The organism is Pseudomonas sp. S11P7, assembly GCF_023195435.1.
Lineage (GTDB): Bacteria > Pseudomonadota > Gammaproteobacteria > Pseudomonadales > Pseudomonadaceae > Aquipseudomonas > Aquipseudomonas fluorescens_G.
Genome location: NZ_JALPKS020000002.1, coordinates 3,847,852 through 3,866,812, shown reverse-complemented (window position 1 = coordinate 3,866,812; position 18,961 = coordinate 3,847,852). Strand labels below are relative to the sequence as shown.

Here is an 18,961-nt window from a genome sequence, read left to right as displayed (position 1 = left end):
ACGTCATGGGCATCAAGGTGTTGCTGGTCGAAGATGACCGTTCGTTGCGCGAAGCGCTGGCCGATACGCTATTGCTCGGCGGGTACGATTACCGCGCGGTCGGTTGCGCCGAGGACGCGTTGACGGCCGTGGCGCACGAAGCCTTCAATCTGGTGGTCAGTGACGTCAACATGCCCGGCATGGACGGCCATCAACTGCTCGCACTGTTGCGTGCACGCCAGCCGCAATTGCCGGTGTTGCTGATGACCGCCCACGGTGCCGTCGAACGTGCCGTCGACGCGATGCGTCAGGGCGCGGCGGATTATCTGGTCAAGCCGTTCGAGCCCAAGGCGCTGCTCGATCTGGTGGCGCGGCATGCGCTGGGCAATATCAATGCCGGCGAAGTCGAGGGGCCGATAGCCGTCGAGCCGGCCAGTGCGCAGTTGCTCGATCTTGCCGCACGGGTGGCGCGCAGCGATTCCACGGTATTGATCTCTGGCGAGTCCGGCACTGGTAAAGAAGTGCTGGCGCGCTACATTCACCAGCAGTCGCACCGCGCCAATCAACCGTTCATTGCGATCAACTGCGCGGCGATCCCCGACAACATGCTCGAAGCGACGTTGTTCGGTCATGAGAAAGGTTCGTTTACCGGCGCCATCGCCGCTCAGCCGGGCAAGTTCGAGCAGGCCGACGGTGGCACCATTCTGCTCGACGAAATATCGGAGATGCCTCTGGGCCTGCAAGCCAAGTTGCTGCGTGTCTTGCAGGAGCGTGAAGTCGAGCGCGTTGGCGCTCGCAAGCCGATCACCCTGGATATCCGCGTGGTCGCTACCACCAACCGTGATCTGGCGGGCGAAGTGGCGGCGGGGCGCTTCCGTGAGGATCTGTTTTACCGCCTGTCGGTTTTCCCCCTGGCCTGGCGTCCACTTCGCGAGCGCACTGCCGATATCCTGCCGCTGGCGGAAAGATTGCTGGCCAAGCACGTCAATAAAATGAAGCACGCCGCGGCAAGACTTTCGCCTGAAGCGAAGGCATGCCTCGCGGCCTATCCATGGCCCGGGAATGTGCGCGAGCTGGATAATGCCATTCAACGGGCGCTGATCCTGCAGCAGGGCGGGTTGATTCAGCCGCAGGATTTCTGTCTCGCCGGCGCGCTGCCGGTGGCTGCTTTGCCGGTCGCCGCGCCGGCGGTTCGAGAGCTGGAAGTCGAGGCTGATTCGTCCGGTGCGCTGGGCGATGACCTGCGCCGCCGGGAGTTTCAGATGATCATCGACACCCTGCGGGCCGAGCGCGGCCGACGCAAGGAAGCAGCGGAAAAACTCGGCATCAGCCCGCGTACCTTGCGCTACAAACTGGCGCAGATGCGCGATGCCGGGATGGACGTCGAAGCTTATCTGTTCGCCACCTGAATCGCCGCGCAAACAATCAACATGTTTTTCTCAAAGGGGTGCCCGTTAGCTGGCACCCTTGTTGCTAATACCTGTGTACCCGCCGAGTGAAGTGTCAAAAAATTGCGGGCCGCCCAAGAGAGTAGACCATGAGCCAAGGTATTGAATTTAATCGGTTGATGATGGACATGCAGGCCATGAAAGTGGATGCCATGTCTGCGCGCAAATCGACCGCCGCTGTTCCTGAACTGGCGGGCAGCAGCTTTTCCGACATGCTCGGTCAAGCGATCAACAAAGTCAGCGATACCCAGCAGGCGTCGACTCAACTGGCCAACGCCTTCGAGGTCGGCAAGAGCGGCGTCGATCTGACCGACGTGATGGTCGCGTCACAGAAAGCCAGCGTGTCGTTCCAGGCTCTGACCCAGGTGCGCAACAAACTGGTTCAGGCGTATCAAGACATCATGCAGATGCCGGTATAAGGGCGAGATTGAGTCATGGCAGAAGCAGTCGCTGATAACGTTCCGGCCAAGGCCACCCCGATCGACGGCAAACCGCCGCTGTTCGGCCTGTCCTTCCTGGAAAACCTCTCCGAGATGACCATGCTGCGTCAGGTCGGCCTGTTGGTCGGGCTGGCGGCGAGCGTGGCGATTGGCTTTGCCGTGGTGCTGTGGTCGCAGCAGCCGGATTACCGTCCACTGTACGGCAGCCTCGCCGGCCTGGACGCCAAGCAGGTCATGGAAACCCTGGCCGCCGCTGACATCCCTTACAACGTAGAACCCAATTCCGGCGCCTTGCTGGTCAAGGCCGATGATCTGTCCCGTGCGCGGATGAAACTCGCGGCCGCTGGTGTCACTCCCAGCGACGGCAATATCGGTTTCGAAATCCTCGACAAGGAACAGGGTCTGGGCACCAGCCAGTTCATGGAAGCGACCCGATATCGTCGCGGTCTCGAAGGTGAACTGGCGCGCACCATCTCCAGCCTGAACAACGTCAAGGGTGCCCGTGTGCACCTGGCGATTCCGAAAAGTTCGGTGTTCGTCCGTGACGAGCGCAAGCCGAGCGCTTCGGTACTGGTCGAGCTGTACAGCGGTCGTTCGCTGGAGCCGGGTCAGGTCGTAGCGATCATCAATCTGGTGGCGACCTCCGTTCCCGAGCTGAGCAAATCGCAGATCACCGTCGTCGATCAGAAGGGCAACCTGCTCTCCGATCAGGCGGAAAACTCTGAAATGACCATGGCCGGCAAGCAGTTCGATTACAGCCGCCGCATGGAAAGCATGCTCACCCAGCGCGTGCACAACATTCTGCAACCGGTACTGGGCAACGATCGCTACAAGGCTGAAGTCTCCGCCGACATCGATTTCAGTGCCGTCGAATCGACCGCCGAGCAGTTCAACCCGGATCAACCGGCGTTGCGCAGCGAGCAGTCGGTCAACGAACAACGCACCGCCAGCAACGGCCCGCAAGGTGTGCCGGGTGCCCTGAGCAACCAGCCACCGTCGCCCGCCTCGGCACCGCAAACCACCGGTGGCGCGGCTGCCCCGGCGGGGATGATCCAGCCAGGTCAGCCATTGGTCGATGCCAACGGTCAGCAGATCATGGACCCGGCCACCGGCCAGCCGATGCTCGCGCCGTACCCGGCGGACAAACGTCAACAATCCACCAAGAACTTCGAGCTCGACCGTTCGATCAGCCACACCAAGCAGCAACAGGGCCGTCTCAATCGCCTGTCGGTGTCGGTGGTGGTCGACGATCAGGTCAAGGTCAACGCGGCCAACGGCGAAACCACTCGGGCACCGTGGACCGCCGACGAATTGGCGCGCTTCACCCGTCTGGTGCAGGACGCCGTCGGTTTCGACGCCAGCCGTGGCGACAGCGTCAGCGTGATCAACATGCCGTTCTCTGCCGAGCGCGGCGAAGTGATTGCCGATATTCCGTTCTACTCCCAGCCATGGTTCTGGGACATCGTCAAACAAGTGCTGGGTGTGTTGTTCATCCTGGTGCTGGTGTTTGGTGTGCTGCGTCCGGTGCTCAACAACATCACCGGCGGTGGCAAAGGCAAGGAGCTGGCCGGTCTGGGCAGCGACGTGGAACTCGGTGGCATGGGCGGCCTGGACGGCGAACTGGCCAACGACCGCGTAAGCCTCGGTGGTCCGCAGAGCATTCTGTTGCCGAGCCCGAGCGAGGGTTATGACGCGCAGCTGAATGCAATCAAGAGTCTGGTAGCTGAAGACCCGGGTCGCGTGGCTCAGGTCGTGAAAGAGTGGATTAACGCAGATGAGTGATAACCGAGCCGCCACCCTCAAACTGACCAAGGTCGACAAAGCCGCGATTCTGCTGCTGTCCCTCGGTTCGACCGATGCTGCGCAAGTGCTGCGTCACATGGGCCCGAAAGAAGTGCAGCGGGTCGGCGTGGCCATGGCGCAGATGGGCAACGTCCATCGCGAGCAGGTCGAGCAAGTCATGAGCGAGTTCGTCGACATCGTCGGCGATCAGACTAGCCTGGGCGTCGGCTCCGACGACTACGTGCGCAAAATGCTCACCCAGGCGCTGGGCGAAGACAAGGCCAACGGCCTGATCGACCGCATCCTGCTCGGTGGCAACACCAGTGGCCTGGACAGCCTGAAGTGGATGGAGCCGCGCGCGGTCGCCGACGTCATCCGTTACGAACACCCGCAGATCCAGGCGATCGTGGTCGCGTACCTCGACCCGGATCAGGCCGGTGAAGTGCTCGGCAACTTCGACCACAAGGTGCGTCTGGACATCATCCTGCGCGTCTCGTCGTTGAACACCGTGCAGCCGGCGGCATTGAAAGAGCTCAACCAGATTCTCGAGAAGCAGTTCTCCGGCAACTCGAATGCCTCGCGCACCACCCTGGGTGGCATCAAGCGCGCGGCCGACATCATGAACTTCCTCGACAGCTCGATCGAAGGCCAGCTCATGGACTCGATCCGCGAAGTCGACGAAGACCTGTCCGGTCAGATCGAAGACCTCATGTTCGTGTTCAACAACCTGGCGGACGTCGACGACCGCGGGATTCAGGCGCTGCTGCGCGAAGTCTCGTCCGACGTGCTGGTGCTGGCCCTCAAGGGTTCGGACGAAGGCGTCAAGGAAAAGATCTTCAAGAACATGTCCAAGCGTGCTGCCGAGCTGTTGCGCGACGACCTCGAGGCCAAAGGCCCGGTGCGCGTCAGCGACGTCGAAACCGCGCAGAAGGAAATCCTCACCATCGCCCGCCGCATGGCCGAAGCCGGCGAGATCGTGCTCGGTGGCAAGGGCGGCGAGGAAATGATCTAAGCCCATGGACAAGCCTGACGAGTCTGTGACGGATCTGATCCGCGCCCGCGATGTTCGTGGTTTCGAATCCTGGGCGCTGCCCAGCTTCGACCCGCCAAAACCGGAACCCGAGCCCGAGCTGGAACCCGAACCGCCGGAAATGGAAGAAGTGCCGCTGGAAGAAGTCCAGCCACTGACCCTGGAAGAACTCGAAAGCATCCGTCAGGAGGCTTACAACGAGGGCTTCGCCATTGGCGAAAAGGAAGGTTTTCACAGCGCCACGCTGAAGGTGCGTCAGGAAGCCGAAGTGGCGCTGGCGGCGAAACTCGCCAGCCTCGAGCAACTGATGGGCCACCTGTTCGAGCCGATCGCTGAACAGGACACGCAGATTGAAAAATCGCTGGTCGACCTCGTCCAGCACATCACTAAACAAGTGATCAAGCGCGAGCTGGCGATCGATTCGAGCCAGATCGAACACGTCATGCGCGACGCTCTCAAGCTGTTGCCGCTGGGCGTCGACAACGTGCGCCTGTACGTCAATCCGCAGGATTTCGAACAGGCCAAGAGCCTGCGCGAGCGCCACGAAGAAACCTGGCGCATCGTCGAAGACGAGTCGCTGATGCCGGGCGGTTGCCGGGTTGAAACCGCACACAGCCGCATCGATGCGAGCATTGAAACCCGCATTGCGCAGGTCATGGACAAGCTGTTCGACCAGTTGCACGAGCAGGCTTTGCATCCGGCCGAGGCCGACCTGAGCCTGGACATCCCCGACGACATCAAGCCGACGGCTGCTGCAGAAGAGCCGCTCGCGGACCACCCCGATGCGCCTTGAACGCACCAGCTTCGCCAAGCGCCTGAGCACCTACGCCGAGGCCACCGAGATGGCCGGCGCGCCGATTCTCGAAGGGCGCCTGCTGCGCATGGTCGGCCTCACGCTCGAAGCCGAAGGCCTGCGCGCGGCCATGGGCACACGCTGCCTGGTGATCAACGATGACAGCTATCACCCCTCGCAGGTCGAAGCGGAGGTCATGGGCTTTTCCGGCAGCAAAGTCTTTCTGATGCCGGTCGGCAGTGTTGCCGGGATTGCTCCGGGGGCCCGCGTGGTGCCGCTGGCCGAAACCGGTCGTTTGCCGATGGGCATGAGCATGCTCGGTCGTGTGCTTGACGGCGCCGGCCGCGCGCTGGACGGCAAGGGCGGCATGAAGGCCGAAGACTGGGTGCCGATGGACGGCCCGACCATCAACCCGCTCAACCGTGACCCGATCAGCGAGCCGCTGGACGTCGGTATTCGCTGTATCAACGGTTTGCTGACGGTCGGCCGCGGCCAGCGTCTGGGGCTGTTTGCCGGTACCGGTGTTGGTAAATCGGTGCTGCTGGGCATGATGACGCGCTTCACCGAAGCGGACATTATCGTCGTCGGCCTGATCGGCGAGCGGGGTCGTGAAGTTAAAGAATTCATCGAGCACAGCCTGGGTGAAGAAGGCCTCAAACGTTCCGTGGTGGTCGCCTCGCCGGCGGACGATGCGCCATTGATGCGTCTGCGTGCGGCGATGTACTGCACGCGCATCGCCGAGTATTTCCGCGACAAGGGCAAGAACGTCCTGTTGCTGATGGACTCGCTGACCCGCTTCGCCCAGGCCCAGCGGGAAATCGCCCTGGCCATCGGCGAGCCGCCAGCGACCAAGGGTTATCCGCCGTCGGTGTTCGCCAAACTGCCGAAACTGGTCGAACGGGCCGGTAACGCGGAGAAGGGCGGCGGCTCGATCACGGCGTTCTACACCGTGCTGTCCGAGGGCGACGACCAGCAGGACCCGATTGCCGACTCGGCGCGAGGCGTGCTCGACGGGCACATCGTGCTGTCCCGGCGCCTGGCCGAAGAAGGGCACTATCCGGCCATCGATATCGAAGCGTCGATCAGCCGGGTGATGCCGGCGGTGGTCTCGCCGGAACACATGCAGCGTGCGCAATACTTCAAGCAGTTGTGGTCGCGCTATCAGCAGAGCCGCGACCTGATCAGCGTCGGCGCCTATGTCGCTGGCGGCGATCGTGAAACCGATCTGGCGATTTCCCTGCAACCGCAACTGGTCCGCTATCAGCGTCAGGGCCTTAACGACAAGATCACCATGGGCGAAAGCCAGGCTTACCTCGAGACCTTGTTCGCTCCGGCGGCAGGCGGGTAAGCGGTCATGGCCGTCAGCCGCGCCGCGCGCCTGGCACCGGTGGTGGAAATGGCCGAAAAGGCCGAGAAAACCGCCGTGCAACGCATGGCTTATTTTCAGGGGCAGGTGACCGTTGCCGAGAGCAAGCTCGCCGACCTCAATGCCTTTCGTCTGGATTACTCACAGCAATGGATCGTGCGCGGCAGCACCGGCGTGTCCGGTCAGTGGCTGCTCGGGTTTCAGGGCTTTCTGGCGCAACTCGACACCGCCGTCGACCAGCAGCGCCAGAGTCTGGTCTGGCACCAGAACAACCTCGAGAAGGCGCGCAATGAGTGGCAACAGGCGTTCGCTCGGGTCGAGGGTTTGCGCAAACTGGTGCAGCGTTACCGCGACGAGGCGCAGCGTCTGGAAGACAAGCGCGAGCAGAAGCTGCTCGATGAATTGTCCCAGCGCCTGCCGCGGCGTGATGCCTTCTAAAATCACCGCCGAACCCCTGTAGGAGCGAGCCTGCTCGCGAAAGCATTCTGTCAGTTGACGACATGGTTGACTGACACTCCGCTTTCGCGAGCAGGCTCGCTTCCACACTTGTTCCCACACATGATCAACCGTTGCGCCTTGCCCCATCCCTGTCCAGGTGCTAAACCTTGTACAGGTTCGTCAATGACAAGGAAGCCAGTCAATGTCAGTCGTTACAGAAGTCACTCCAGACAAGAAAAAGCTCACGATCTCGGTCAAGGGCCGCTTCGATTTCGGTCGCCATCAGGAATTTCGCGAGTCGTATGAAAGGCTCGATAGCAAACCCGAGTCCATCGTCGTCGACCTGAAAGAGGCGACCTACCTCGACAGCTCAGCGCTGGGCATGCTGCTCCTGTTGCGCGATCACGCGGGCGGCGACGAGGCGGATATCCGCGTGGTCAACAGCAGCTCCGACGTGAAGAAAATCCTCGCGATCTCCAACTTCGACAAACTGTTCGACATCAGTTGACGGCCATGCAGGCGCAAGAGCCGCTGACCGTGCTGATCGCCGAAGACAGCGCCGCCGATCGCTTGCTGCTGTCGACCATTGTCCGTCGTCAGGGCCATCAGGTGCTGACGGCGGCGAACGGTGCCGAGGCAGTCGACATCTTCAAGCGGCAACATCCCGATCTGGTCCTGATGGACGCGCTGATGCCGGTGATGGACGGCTTCGAAGCTGCGCGGCAGATCAAGGCGCTGGCGGGCGAGACGCTGGTGCCGATCATCTTCCTCACCTCGCTGACCGAAAGTGAAGCGTTGGTCCGCTGCCTGGAGGCGGGCGGCGACGACTTTCTGGCGAAGCCGTATAACCAGGTGATCCTCGCCGCCAAAATCAAGGCGATGGATCGCCTGCGCCGTTTGCAGGCGACGGTCCTGCAGCAGCGCGACCTGATCGCCCGTCACCACGATTACCTGCTCAACGAGCAGCGCGTCGCCAAAGCAGTATTCGACAAGGTCGCGCATTCCGGTTGCCTGAATGCGCCTAATATCCGCTATCTGCAATCGCCCTACGCGCTGTTCAACGGCGACCTGTTGCTGGCGGCGTACACGCCGGCCGGTGACATGCACGTCATGCTCGGTGACTTCACGGGCCACGGCTTGCCGGCCGCCGTCGGGGCGATGCCGCTGGCCGAAGTGTTTTATGGGATGACCGCCAAAGGCTACGGCCTGGCCGAAACCCTGCGTGAGATGAACGCCAAGCTCAAGCGCATCCTGCCGGTGGACATGTTCTGCTGCGCCACTTTGCTCTGTTTGAGTTTCCAGAGCCGTTCGGTGGAGGTGTGGAATGGCGGCATGCCAGACGGTTATCTGCACCGCATGGCCACGGGCGAGCGGGTACCGTTGCCGTCGGCGCATTTGCCACTGGGCATTCTCAGCGCCGAGACCTTCGATGACCGCACCGATGTGCATCCGATGGCCATCGATGACCGAGTGTTCCTGTTGTCGGACGGGGTCATCGACACCAGCGACGCCGATGAACAGCTGTTCGGCGTCGAGCGCTTGCAACAGGTGTTTGCCGCCAATCGCCAAGCGGATCGCTTGTTCGAGGACATCGAGCAGGCACTGCGCGATTTCGGTGGCGAGGCGCGCGACGATGTCAGCATGGTCGAGGTCAGCCTGCTTGAATCCGCACCCGCGCAGACCCTGGCGCCGGTCTACTCCGACAGCGGCCAGTCGAGCCCGCTGGACTGGTCGGTGAGTTTCGAATTTCGTGGCGCCACGCTCAAGCGCTTCAACCCCTTGCCTTATCTGTTGCAACTCTTGCTGGAGGTGCACGGGCTGCGCGCGCAGAGTGGCGCGCTGTACAGCGTGATGGCCGAGTTGTATTCCAATGCGCTGGAGCATGGCGTGCTTGGTCTGGATTCCAGCCTCAAACGCGATGCAGCGGGCTTTGCGCTTTATTATCAGCAGCGCAATGAACGCCTGGAAGCGCTGCAGGACGGTTTTGTTCGGGTGCATCTGCAGGTGCAGCCGCGCGGCGCGGGTGGCAGTCTGCTCATTCGGGTCGAGGACAGCGGCAAGGGTTTCGATGTGGCCAGGGTCATGGAGCGGCCGCTGGAAGGGCTCCGTTTGTCGGGTCGCGGTGTCGGTCTGGTCCGGCAACTGGGGCGTAACGCCCGTTGGACGGACGAAGGTCGTAGTGCCAGCGTGGAGTTTTTCTGGAAGATTCAGGCATAATCCGCGCATTCTTGATCAAGGAGTGAGCAAGTGACTGACATACATGTAGATCGCGATGCGCTGAGCGTATTGCGTGAGGTGATGGAGGAGGGCTATCCAGAGCTTCTGGATACTTTTCTGGCGGATTCCGAAAGTCGCCTGGTTGAACTGCGCAATGCAGCGGACGCCAAGGCCTTGTCGGACGTTGCCCATAGCTTCAAGGGCAGCGCCAGCAATATGGGCGCGGTACGCCTCGCCGCGTTGTGCCAGGATCTGGAGTCGAGCGCCAAAGACCAGACCCCGGAAGCACGGGCGCAACTGGTCGCTCGCATCGCCGGTGAATTCGCCGACGTGCGTCCCGTGTACGAAGACGAAAAGCATCACGCCCATACCCACTGATCCGGCCGTCCGGCGCTTTTCCCAGGCGCCGGCGATATCTGGCCCGGCACTTGCAGATAACTCCGCAACTGTACCTACGATCCCAGTGCAGCGGAGACCGTTTCATGCCTGCGACCCCCAACATCCTCATTCAGAATGCCGCTCAGGCCAAGGCGCAAGCTGCCTCGGCCAAAACGCCGGCAATGGCCGCAGACTCCGGGGATAAAGCCTCCAGCTTCGCCAAAGTATTTGCCGATCAGGGCTCGAACAAGCCCGTCGCCAGCGCTGACAATTCGCCCAAACCGGCGCGCGACAAGGTCGCCGATAACAGCGGCAAGAAAGACATCGGCAAGGATCAGTCTGCCGCTGCGCAGCCGGCGGTTGCCGATAGCGGCAATGACTTGCCTGCCGATAAAACCGCCGCCAGCGATGACACGGCCGCCAATAGCGACGTCAGTGCGGACGCCCCACAGACGCCGGTCGCTGAAACTACGCCGGTTGATCCTGCGCTGGATCCGGCATTGGTTACCGCTGCGCAACCGCTGATCGCCGCGCCTGTCGTGCAGGCGCCGGCCGTTGTCGCCACTGCCCAGCCAGAAGTCGAGTCACCTGCGCTGGCCGCATTGCCGGGCATGGTCAAAGATCCGGCGGCTACCCCTGCCAGCGATTTCGATCCGTCCGCCGACCCGCTCGATTCATTGCCTGCGGTGCGCATGGCCATGGAGCAGGGCGGGCATATTTCCGCCGCCAGTCAGGCACAACCGAAAGCCTCGCCGGCCCAGGCTCAGGCCGACGGCGAACTGACTGCCGCACAGAACTTCGCGGCCGGCATGGCCAGCATGCTCGACGTGCAAGCCGACAAGGACAGCACTAGCCAGGGCGGCGAAAAAGCGTTCAGCGGTTTGATCGACGATGGCCTCAAAGACCTGACATCAGCGACCAGCGACACCCGCGTCGATGACTTCGCCAACCGCCTGGCGGCGTTGACTCAGGCCGCCACGCCGAAGACCGCCAATGCAGTGCCGGTGAACCAGCCGATCGCCATGCACCAGAGCGGCTGGACTGAAGAAGTGGTCAACCGCGTCATGTATCTGTCGAGCGCCAACCTGAAAGCGGCGGACATTCAGTTGCAGCCGGCCGAACTCGGGCGTCTGGACATCCGTGTGAACATGGTCCCGGACCAGCAGACGCAGGTGACATTCATGAGTGCGCACCCAAGCGTTCGCGAAGCGCTGGACAGCCAGATGCACCGTCTGCGCGACATGTTCAACCAGCAGGGCATGGGCCAGGTCGACGTCAACGTCGCCGACCAGAACCGCGGCTGGCAGGGCCAGCAAGGCCAGGAGCAGGCGCAGCAGGGCCAGAGCGGGCGCACCAGCGCAGCGGGCGGCCGCCTCGATTCGGTGGACGAAGAATTGGCGCCGGCCAGCGTGACTGAAGTGGCGGCGCAGACCACCAGCGTGATTGGCAGCAGCGCGGTCGACTATTACGCCTGATGGCTTCAGATCAAGAGCCCCTCACCCTAGCCCTCTCCCAGAGGGAGAGGGGACTGATTGGGGGATGCTCAGGATGTGCGCCGCCCTGATCGTTTTGCGCTGAATCCATCTGGCGTGCGCCTCTGATTATTTCGACCGACTCACTATCGACTCGGTCTTTCAGGCCTACGCATAACCAAAACCCGACGCAGTCTGCTCCCTCTCCCTCCGGGAGAGGGCTGGGGTGGGTGGCTTTTGACTTTGGCGCTGTCTGCGCCAGCTCCGACACTTCTGGCATACGCTTGCTCTTGCCTAAGCTCGGTCTTTCAGGCCTACGCATAACCAAAACCCGACGCAATCTGCTCCCTCTCCCTCCGGGAGAGGGCTGGGGTGAGGGTGGCTTTTTGACTTTCGGGTTGTCTGCGCCAGCTCCGACACTTCTGGCATAACACTTGCTCTTGCCTAGCCGTGCAACTGTAAAACCCCCGATTAGTGACGGATTATTGGCATGGCGAAGAGCGAAGCAGCAGCGGTAAAAGACCCGGCAACCAAAGGCAAACTCAAGCTGATCATTGTGATCGTGCTGGCCTTGCTGTTGGCTATCGGCGCGTCCGTAGGGGCGACCTGGTTCTTCATGCACAGCGCCCAGAGCAAGCCTGCCGAGGCCGCCGAAGCTGCGCCGGTCGGCAAGCAGGCAGCGATCTTCGAGCCGATGGCGCCGGCCTTCGTTGCCAACTACAACCAGAACGGTCGTCAGCGCTACATGCAGGTGAGCATCACCATGCTGGCGCGCAATCAGGCTGATCTGGACGCGCTCAAAGTGCACATGCCGGTGATCCGCAACAACCTGGTGATGCTCTTCTCCGGTCAGGACTTCGCCACGCTGGCGACTCCGGTCGGGCAAGAGATGTTGCGCCAGAAGGCCACCGCCAGCGTCCAGGAAGTGGCGCAGAAAGAGCTCGGCAAAGTGGTCATCGAACAGTTGCTTTTCACTAATTTCGTACTGCAGTAGGAACACGACATGGCCGTGCAGGATCTGCTGTCCCAGGATGAAATCGACGCGCTGTTGCATGGCGTCGACGATGGTCTGGTACAGACCGATAACGCTGCCGAACCCGGCAGTGTCAAAAGCTACGACCTGACCAGCCAGGATCGCATCGTCCGTGGACGCATGCCGACCCTGGAAATGATCAACGAGCGATTCGCCCGCTACACCCGCATCAGCATGTTCAACATGCTGCGCCGCTCGGCGGACGTTGCCGTCGGTGGCGTGCAGGTGATGAAGTTCGGCGAATACGTACACTCGCTGTATGTACCGACCAGCCTCAACCTGGTCAAGATCAAGCCGTTGCGCGGCACCGCGCTGTTCATCCTCGACGCCAAACTGGTGTTCAAACTGGTGGACAACTTCTTCGGCGGCGACGGCCGTCACGCGAAGATCGAAGGGCGTGAATTCACCCCGACCGAACTGCGCGTGGTGCGCATGGTGCTGGAACAGGCCTTCGTCGATCTGAAAGAAGCCTGGCAGGCGATCATGGAAGTCAATTTCGAGTACATCAACTCGGAAGTGAACCCGGCCATGGCCAACATCGTCGGCCCGAGCGAAGCGATCGTGGTTTCCACCTTCCACATCGAACTCGACGGCGGTGGCGGCGATCTGCACGTGACCATGCCGTATTCGATGATCGAGCCGGTGCGTGAAATGCTCGACGCCGGTTTCCAGTCCGACCTCGACGATCAGGACGAGCGCTGGGTCAACGCCCTGCGCCAGGACGTGCTCGATGTCGACGTGCCGATCGGCGCCACCGTGGCCCGCCGCCAGTTGAAGCTGCGCGACATCCTGCACATGCAGCCGGGCGACGTGATCCCGGTCGAGATGCCAGAAGACATGATCATGCGCGCCAACGGCGTGCCGGCCTTCAAGGTCAAGATGGGCTCGCACAAAGGCAACCTCGCGTTGCAAGTGATCGAGCCGATCGAGCGTCGCTGAGGCGACGCTTACCACCCCCGCATTTAACCGAATTGTTGCCCGCCGAGGACACATGATGAACGACGATATGAACGCGCAGGACGATCAGGCACTGGCCGATGAGTGGGCTGCGGCCCTGGAAGAAACCGGTGACGCCGGTCAGGCTGACATCGACGCGCTGCTGGCCGCCGACGCCGGCACTTCCAGCTCCAATCGCCTGCCGATGGAAGAGTTCGGCAGCGTGCCGAAAAACAATGATCCGGTGACCCTCGACGGCCCGAACCTGGACGTGATTCTCGACATCCCGGTATCGATCTCGATGGAAGTCGGCAGCACCGACATCAACATCCGCAACCTGTTGCAACTCAACCAGGGTTCGGTGATCGAGCTTGATCGTCTGGCCGGCGAACCGCTCGACGTGCTGGTCAACGGCACCCTGATCGCCCATGGCGAAGTGGTAGTGGTCAACGAGAAGTTCGGCATCCGCCTGACCGACGTGATCAGCCCAAGCGAACGCATCAAGAAGCTGCGCTGAGTGAAAAGGTTTCTCTGGGCTTTGCTGGCATTGCCGCTGAGCGTGCTGGCCGCCGAGCCGGGCGCAACCGCTGCTGCGCCTGCCGCCACCGCGCCGATGGTCAACAGCGGCGTGGCCGGGCAATTGACGCAACTGGTGTTCGGCCTGCTGCTGGTGCTGGGCCTGATCTTCTTCCTCGCCTGGCTGTTGCGTCGGGTGCAGCAGGCAGGTCCGGCGGGCAAGGGCCAGGTAATCGAGCTGATCGGTTCGCGCGCGCTCGGCCCGCGCGACCGCTTGATGCTGGTGCAGGTCGGCAACGAGCAGATCCTGCTCGGCCTCAGCCCCGGCAGCATCACCGCGCTGCACGTGCTCAAAGAGCCGGTCGAAGTGCCCACCGCCAGCGAAAAAGCCACACCGGAATTTGCCCAGCATCTGCTGAAGATTCTCGGCAAGGATCAGAAGGATACGAAGTAATGGCTGCGCTCCGCATCGTCTTGACGCTGGCCCTGATGCTGGCCGCGCCGTTGGCATTGGCTGCCGATCCGTTGTCGATCCCGGCGATCACCCTAGGCACCAACGCCGACGGCGCGCAGGAATACTCGGTCAGCCTGCAGATCCTGCTGATCATGACCGCCCTGAGTTTTATTCCGGCGGCCGTGATTCTGATGACCAGCTTCACCCGGATCATCATTGTCTTCTCGATCCTGCGTCAGGCCCTCGGCCTGCAGCAGACGCCGTCGAACCAGATCCTCACCGGCATGGCGCTGTTCCTCACGATGTTCATCATGGCCCCGGTGTTCGACCGGGTGAACAAGGACGCGCTGCAGCCGTATCTGGCCGAAACCCTCACCGCGCAGCAAGCGGTGGAAAAGGCCCAGGTACCGATCAAGGACTTCATGCTCGCCCAGACCCGCACCAGTGATCTGGAGCTGTTCATGCGCCTGTCCAAACGCACCGACATCGCCAGCCCGGATCAGGCACCGCTGACCATTCTGGTGCCGGCGTTTGTGACCTCCGAGCTCAAGACCGCGTTCCAGATCGGTTTCATGATCTTCATCCCGTTCCTGATCATCGACCTCGTCGTGGCGAGTGTGCTGATGGCGATGGGTATGATGATGCTCTCGCCGCTGATCATTTCGCTGCCGTTCAAGATCATGCTGTTCGTGCTGGTCGATGGCTGGGCACTGATCATCGGCACCCTCGCCAGCAGTTTTGGAGGTGTCTCGCCATGACGCCAGAAGTTGCGGTCGATATCTTTCGTGAAGCGCTGTGGCTGACCACCATGATGGTCGCCATTCTGGTGGTGCCGAGCCTGCTGGTCGGCCTGCTGGTGTCGATGTTCCAGGCCGCGACGCAGATCAACGAACAGACCTTGAGCTTTCTGCCGCGTCTGCTGGTGATGCTGGTGACGCTGATCATCGGCGGTCCGTGGATCGTGCAGACGTTCATGGAATACATCATCCAGCTGTACAAAAACATTCCGATGGTCATCGGCTAAGCCATGCAATCGCTGCTTCAGCTGACCGACACCCAGATCAGTACCTGGGTGGCGTCGTTCATGTTGCCGCTGTTTCGCGTCGCCTCGATGCTGATGGTCATGCCAATCTTCGGCACCACCCTGATTCCGCGTCGCGTGCGCCTGTATTTTGCCGTGGCGATTACCGTGGTGATTACGCCGGCGCTGCCACCGATGCCGGCCGTCAGCCCGCTGGATCTCAGCGGCCTGCTGCTGATTGCCGAGCAGATTCTGGTCGGCGCGGTATTGGGCTTTTCCCTGCAACTGTTCTTTCAGGCATTTGCCGTGGCCGGGCAGATCGTCGCGATCCAAATGGGCATGGGCTTCGCCTCGATGATCGACCCCACCAACGGCGTTTCGGTGGCGGTGATCGGGCAGTTCTTCACCATGCTGGTGACCTTGCTGTTCCTGTCGATGAACGGCCATCTGGTGGTCTTCGAAGTCCTCACCGAGAGCTTCACCACGCTGCCGGTCGGCGGCGGTCTGATGACCGCGCACTACTGGGAACTGGCCGGCAAGCTCGGCTGGGTGCTCGGCGCCGCGTTGTTGCTGGTGTTGCCGGCGGTGACCGCGCTGCTGGTGGTCAACATCGCCTTCGGCGTGATGACCCGCGCCGCGCCGCAACTGAACATCTTCTCGATCGGTTTTCCCCTGACCCTGGTGCTCGGCCTGTTCATTGTCTGGGTCGGGCTGGCGGACATTCTCAACCAGTATCAACCGCTGGCCAGCGAGGCCTTGCAGTTGCTACGCGAACTGGCACGGGCGCGCTGAGTCATGGCAGAGAGCGAAAGCGGTCAGGACAAAACAGAAGACCCCACGGAGAAACGCAAGAAGGACTCCCGTGAGAAGGGTGAGATTGCCCGTTCCAAAGAACTCAACACCCTCGCCGTGATGATGGCCGGCGCCGCAGCACTGCTGATCTTCGGCGGCATGCTCGCGCAGGAATTGATGGAACTGATGCGCCTGAACTTCACCCTGTCCCGTGAAGTGGTGATGGATCAGGGCGCCATGGGCCGGTTCCTGATGCAGTCGGGCCTGATGGCGTTGCTGGCGATTCAGCCGGTGATGATCACCTTGTTGATCGCGGCCATCGTCGGCCCAATCTCCCTCGGCGGCTGGCTGTTCGCCGCCGGCTCGCTGGCGCCCAAGTTCAGCCGGATGAACCCCGCCGCCGGCCTGAAACGAATGTTCTCATTCAAGGCCGTGGTCGAACTGCTCAAGGCGCTGGCCAAGTTTCTGATCACCCTCGGCGTGGCGCTGGTGGTGCTGTCGGCCGACGTCGACGACCTGTTGCGCATCGCCCATGAGCCGCTGGATCAAGCGATCATTCACAGCGTGTTGCTGGTCGGTTGGAGCACCCTGTGGCTGGCCTGCGGCTTGATCATTATTGCCGCCGTCGACGTGCCGGTGCAGCTGTGGGAAGCGCACAAGAAACTGCTCATGACCAAGCAGGAAGTGCGTGACGAGCACAAGGATCAGGAAGGTCGCCCGGAAGTCAAACAGCGCATCCGCCAGACCCAGCGCGAAATGTCCCAGCGCCGCATGATGGCCGCGATCCCCGATGCCGACGTGGTCATCACCAACCCGACCCACTACGCCGTCGCGCTCAAATACGACTCGGAGAAGGGCGGCGCACCGGTGCTGCTGGCCAAGGGCAGCGACTTCCTCGCCCTGAAAATCCGCGAAATCGCCGTCGCCAACAACGTCATGCTCCTCGAATCGCCGGGCCTGGCGCGCTCAATCTACTACTCCACCGAGCTGGATCAGGAGATCCCCGGCGGGCTGTATCTGGCGGTGGCGCAGGTGTTGGCTTACGTCTACCAGATCCGCCAGTACCGCGCGGGCAAGGGCAAGCGGCCGGATCCACTCAAGGACGATTTGCCGATTCCGCCGGATTTGCGTCGCGATTCCTGAGGGGGCGCCGTCTGTCTGAAATGCGTCTGGACCTGTCAACTCTGACAGTAGACGCCGTTCTCTGGCCGCGTTGCTATGCACATGGGAATAATCCCGTGCCCAGAGATTGTGATCATGGCAGAGCGAATCTATAAAAAACTCGAAGGAATGACGCTGAAGTTTGTTTCCGGGATGTTGGAACAGAACATCAAGGAAGGGTCTATCCGTTATACGGTGATATTCGATCTGGATCTCGATTTCACGCACTTCGTGCAAATGGCTAACGTTTATATTCCGGGTTACCTGAACAACCCGGTCAATGCGATCAGGCCTGAGCTCGATGGGCTGGCTTATCACTACTCTTACAATTACTTTTTTGATGCGGCTGGAAGTATCGGCGACAAGTTCGCCTTGTTTCAGTTGTTCACGTCGCCACGCTACTACATGGATCAATGGGCGACCGGGCCTGATTTTAAGGTCCGTCATGGAAAGCCGGCGTTCGAAATTGTCGGCAAAACGTTACGCGTGAAAGCCACTAAGGATTTCAAGCTGCTGGATGATAGCGGCGTGATCGAAATTGGTGATCTGCCGATCATTGAATTTCACTGGGCGCTGAACCTGCTGCAAAGTGACCTCACAATCCCTGATATCACCGGGCCTGTTACCAAGGTCGTTCTGATGTACATGGACGAAGACTTCGTCGAGGTCGAAGGCCAGCCGATCTTGCGAGGCACGCAGTACCTTGATCGCAACGGTCTTGATTTCGGCGAAATCACGGCGAAGCAGATCCTGACCGCGAAGTGATCCAGGCTAACCGCCAAGGATCGCCCATGACGATCAAAATGTACCCCGATGATCGTTCCCACGCGCAGCAAAGGAATGCAGCCCGGGACGCTCCGCGTCCCTTTCAAGTGCGAACGTAGACCGCTCGTTGAAGCACTCCTTTGCTGCGCACAGAAAAGCTTTCGCGAGCAGGCTCGCACAGGTTCGGCCTCTAGACACAAGGTTTGTGATCGACACCAATCCCCTGTGGGAGCGGGCTTGCCCGCGAAGACGTCAGCCGCCACAGCGCTTAACCAGAGCTTGTCAAAAATCCCCGCTACTGCGGCAACTCCAGATTATCCACCGCCCGACTCACCCCCAGCTCGCCAGGCATGACCAGTTGCGCAATCCCCAGCAGCGTCGTGCGTTTCGACGCGAGTATGAGATTGGCAAAGTCATTGGCGATGGTTCTGACGCCGGCAAGTGCCCAGGTAGATAAATCCGTGCTCTTTTAGGGTCTCCCTTATCGGGAGGTTACTGCGCAGCCATTGGTCTGAGACGTCCCTTTACTGTCAACTCTGACAGGTGCGCTCGCGCTTATTTTGCAGTTTGATGCAAGGTGGCGCCGCGAACTCGGCGCGATCAGGCGAGCGAGTGCAAGGGAGCACGACAATGAAAGGTATCTTCAGCAGTTACGATGAAAAAACCGGAAGGGGCACTATCACGCCGAAACCGTCGGGCCGATGTATATCCTTTGCCGAAGCCACAGGGTTTTTTCTCACTGCAAAAGAGTACCGGTTCAGCATTCCATTGGCAGATGCCCGTCAGGCGAATATCACAGTGGGCGGCGAGGTCGAGTTCCAATTGCCCAAAAGCAAAAACGGAAAAGTGAAAATCCTCCGGTATTGAACAACCGTTCGCAAAGCCGCTGAAATAAAAAAACGCCGCCCCGGTTCAACGGGGTGGCGTTTTTTTCTGATCG

21 protein-coding genes and 1 pseudogene are annotated in these 18,961 nt (G+C 61.2%); 21 read left to right on the top strand and 1 reads right to left on the bottom strand.

Annotated features, from left to right (window positions below):
* Positions 1–5 precede the first annotated feature (5 nt).
* The 20 genes from M0746_RS17780 (at position 6) to M0746_RS17685 (ending at position 18,021) form a co-directional block, all read left to right on the top strand.
* The gene (locus M0746_RS17780; protein WP_258450083.1) at positions 6–1,388 is read left to right on the top strand and encodes a sigma-54-dependent transcriptional regulator; all 1,383 of its coding nucleotides are present in this window, start codon (positions 6–8) and stop codon (positions 1,386–1,388) included.
* 128 nt (positions 1,389–1,516) lie between these two features.
* Positions 1,517–1,846 (top strand): flagellar hook-basal body complex protein FliE, encoded by a 330-nt coding sequence (gene fliE / locus M0746_RS17775; protein WP_090282354.1) that lies wholly within the window; start codon positions 1,517–1,519, stop codon positions 1,844–1,846.
* Positions 1,847–1,861: 15 nt separating this feature from the next.
* A complete protein-coding gene (gene fliF / locus M0746_RS17770) occupies positions 1,862–3,649 on the top strand; it encodes a flagellar basal-body MS-ring/collar protein FliF (RefSeq protein ID WP_208938239.1) in 1,788 nt (595 codons plus the stop codon).
* Positions 3,642–4,661 carry a flagellar motor switch protein FliG gene (gene fliG / locus M0746_RS17765; protein WP_016984305.1) on the top strand — a complete coding sequence of 340 codons (1,020 nt, stop codon included), beginning with the start codon at positions 3,642–3,644 and terminating at the stop codon, positions 4,659–4,661. Before fliF ends, fliG begins: the two co-directional genes overlap by 8 nt.
* A 4-nt stretch (positions 4,662–4,665) precedes the next feature.
* Positions 4,666–5,472 carry a flagellar assembly protein FliH gene (fliH, locus tag M0746_RS17760; RefSeq protein WP_258450082.1) on the top strand — a complete coding sequence of 269 codons (807 nt, stop codon included), beginning with the start codon at positions 4,666–4,668 and terminating at the stop codon, positions 5,470–5,472.
* The gene (fliI, locus tag M0746_RS17755) at positions 5,462–6,820 is read left to right on the top strand and encodes a flagellar protein export ATPase FliI (protein ID WP_203421218.1); all 1,359 of its coding nucleotides are present in this window, start codon (positions 5,462–5,464) and stop codon (positions 6,818–6,820) included. The genes fliH and fliI overlap by 11 nt, the downstream gene beginning before the upstream one ends.
* A 6-nt stretch (positions 6,821–6,826) precedes the next feature.
* Entirely contained in the window at positions 6,827–7,276 is a 450-nt protein-coding gene (fliJ, locus tag M0746_RS17750; protein WP_208938237.1) for a flagellar export protein FliJ, read from the top strand.
* Positions 7,277–7,478: 202 nt separating this feature from the next.
* Positions 7,479–7,784, top strand: a complete 306-nt coding sequence (locus M0746_RS17745; RefSeq protein ID WP_208938236.1) for an STAS domain-containing protein — start codon at positions 7,479–7,481, stop codon at positions 7,782–7,784.
* 5 nt (positions 7,785–7,789) lie between these two features.
* The gene (locus tag M0746_RS17740; RefSeq protein ID WP_258450081.1) at positions 7,790–9,493 is read left to right on the top strand and encodes an ATP-binding SpoIIE family protein phosphatase; all 1,704 of its coding nucleotides are present in this window, start codon (positions 7,790–7,792) and stop codon (positions 9,491–9,493) included.
* A gap of 30 nt (positions 9,494–9,523) precedes the next feature.
* Positions 9,524–9,871 carry an Hpt domain-containing protein gene (locus tag M0746_RS17735; protein ID WP_258450080.1) on the top strand — a complete coding sequence of 116 codons (348 nt, stop codon included), beginning with the start codon at positions 9,524–9,526 and terminating at the stop codon, positions 9,869–9,871.
* Between the two features lie 104 nt (positions 9,872–9,975).
* The gene (locus M0746_RS17730) at positions 9,976–11,346 is read left to right on the top strand and encodes a flagellar hook-length control protein FliK (protein WP_258450079.1); all 1,371 of its coding nucleotides are present in this window, start codon (positions 9,976–9,978) and stop codon (positions 11,344–11,346) included.
* 487 nt (positions 11,347–11,833) lie between these two features.
* Entirely contained in the window at positions 11,834–12,337 is a 504-nt protein-coding gene (gene fliL / locus M0746_RS17725) for a flagellar basal body-associated protein FliL (RefSeq protein WP_090282363.1), read from the top strand.
* Positions 12,338–12,346: 9 nt separating this feature from the next.
* Positions 12,347–13,315 carry a flagellar motor switch protein FliM gene (fliM, locus tag M0746_RS17720; RefSeq protein ID WP_003222890.1) on the top strand — a complete coding sequence of 323 codons (969 nt, stop codon included), beginning with the start codon at positions 12,347–12,349 and terminating at the stop codon, positions 13,313–13,315.
* 55 nt (positions 13,316–13,370) lie between these two features.
* Entirely contained in the window at positions 13,371–13,829 is a 459-nt protein-coding gene (gene fliN, locus M0746_RS17715) for a flagellar motor switch protein FliN (RefSeq protein WP_016771070.1), read from the top strand.
* A complete protein-coding gene (gene fliO / locus M0746_RS17710) occupies positions 13,830–14,282 on the top strand; it encodes a flagellar biosynthetic protein FliO (protein ID WP_258450078.1) in 453 nt (150 codons plus the stop codon).
* The gene (gene fliP, locus M0746_RS17705; RefSeq protein WP_258450077.1) at positions 14,282–15,040 is read left to right on the top strand and encodes a flagellar type III secretion system pore protein FliP; all 759 of its coding nucleotides are present in this window, start codon (positions 14,282–14,284) and stop codon (positions 15,038–15,040) included. The genes fliO and fliP overlap by 1 nt, the downstream gene beginning before the upstream one ends.
* A complete protein-coding gene (gene fliQ / locus M0746_RS17700) occupies positions 15,037–15,306 on the top strand; it encodes a flagellar biosynthesis protein FliQ (protein WP_016771067.1) in 270 nt (89 codons plus the stop codon). The genes fliP and fliQ overlap by 4 nt, the downstream gene beginning before the upstream one ends.
* A 3-nt stretch (positions 15,307–15,309) precedes the next feature.
* Complete coding sequence (fliR, locus tag M0746_RS17695) at positions 15,310–16,095, top strand: flagellar biosynthetic protein FliR (RefSeq protein ID WP_090282367.1); 786 nt, start codon at positions 15,310–15,312, stop codon at positions 16,093–16,095.
* Positions 16,096–16,098: 3 nt separating this feature from the next.
* Entirely contained in the window at positions 16,099–17,238 is a 1,140-nt protein-coding gene (flhB, locus tag M0746_RS17690) for a flagellar biosynthesis protein FlhB (protein WP_258450076.1), read from the top strand.
* 114 nt (positions 17,239–17,352) lie between these two features.
* Positions 17,353–18,021, top strand: a complete 669-nt coding sequence (locus M0746_RS17685) for a hypothetical protein (protein ID WP_258450075.1) — start codon at positions 17,353–17,355, stop codon at positions 18,019–18,021.
* 295 nt (positions 18,022–18,316) lie between these two features.
* On the opposite strand, the pseudogene M0746_RS29545 reads toward M0746_RS17685, so the two are convergent.
* Positions 18,317–18,463 (bottom strand): annotated as a pseudogene (locus M0746_RS29545) (DUF6124 family protein); the annotation flags it as partial.
* Between the two features lie 188 nt (positions 18,464–18,651).
* On the opposite strand from M0746_RS29545, the gene M0746_RS17680 reads away from it, so the two are divergent.
* Positions 18,652–18,888 (top strand): hypothetical protein, encoded by a 237-nt coding sequence (locus tag M0746_RS17680; RefSeq protein WP_208938229.1) that lies wholly within the window; start codon positions 18,652–18,654, stop codon positions 18,886–18,888.
* Positions 18,889–18,961: the final 73 nt, after the last annotated feature.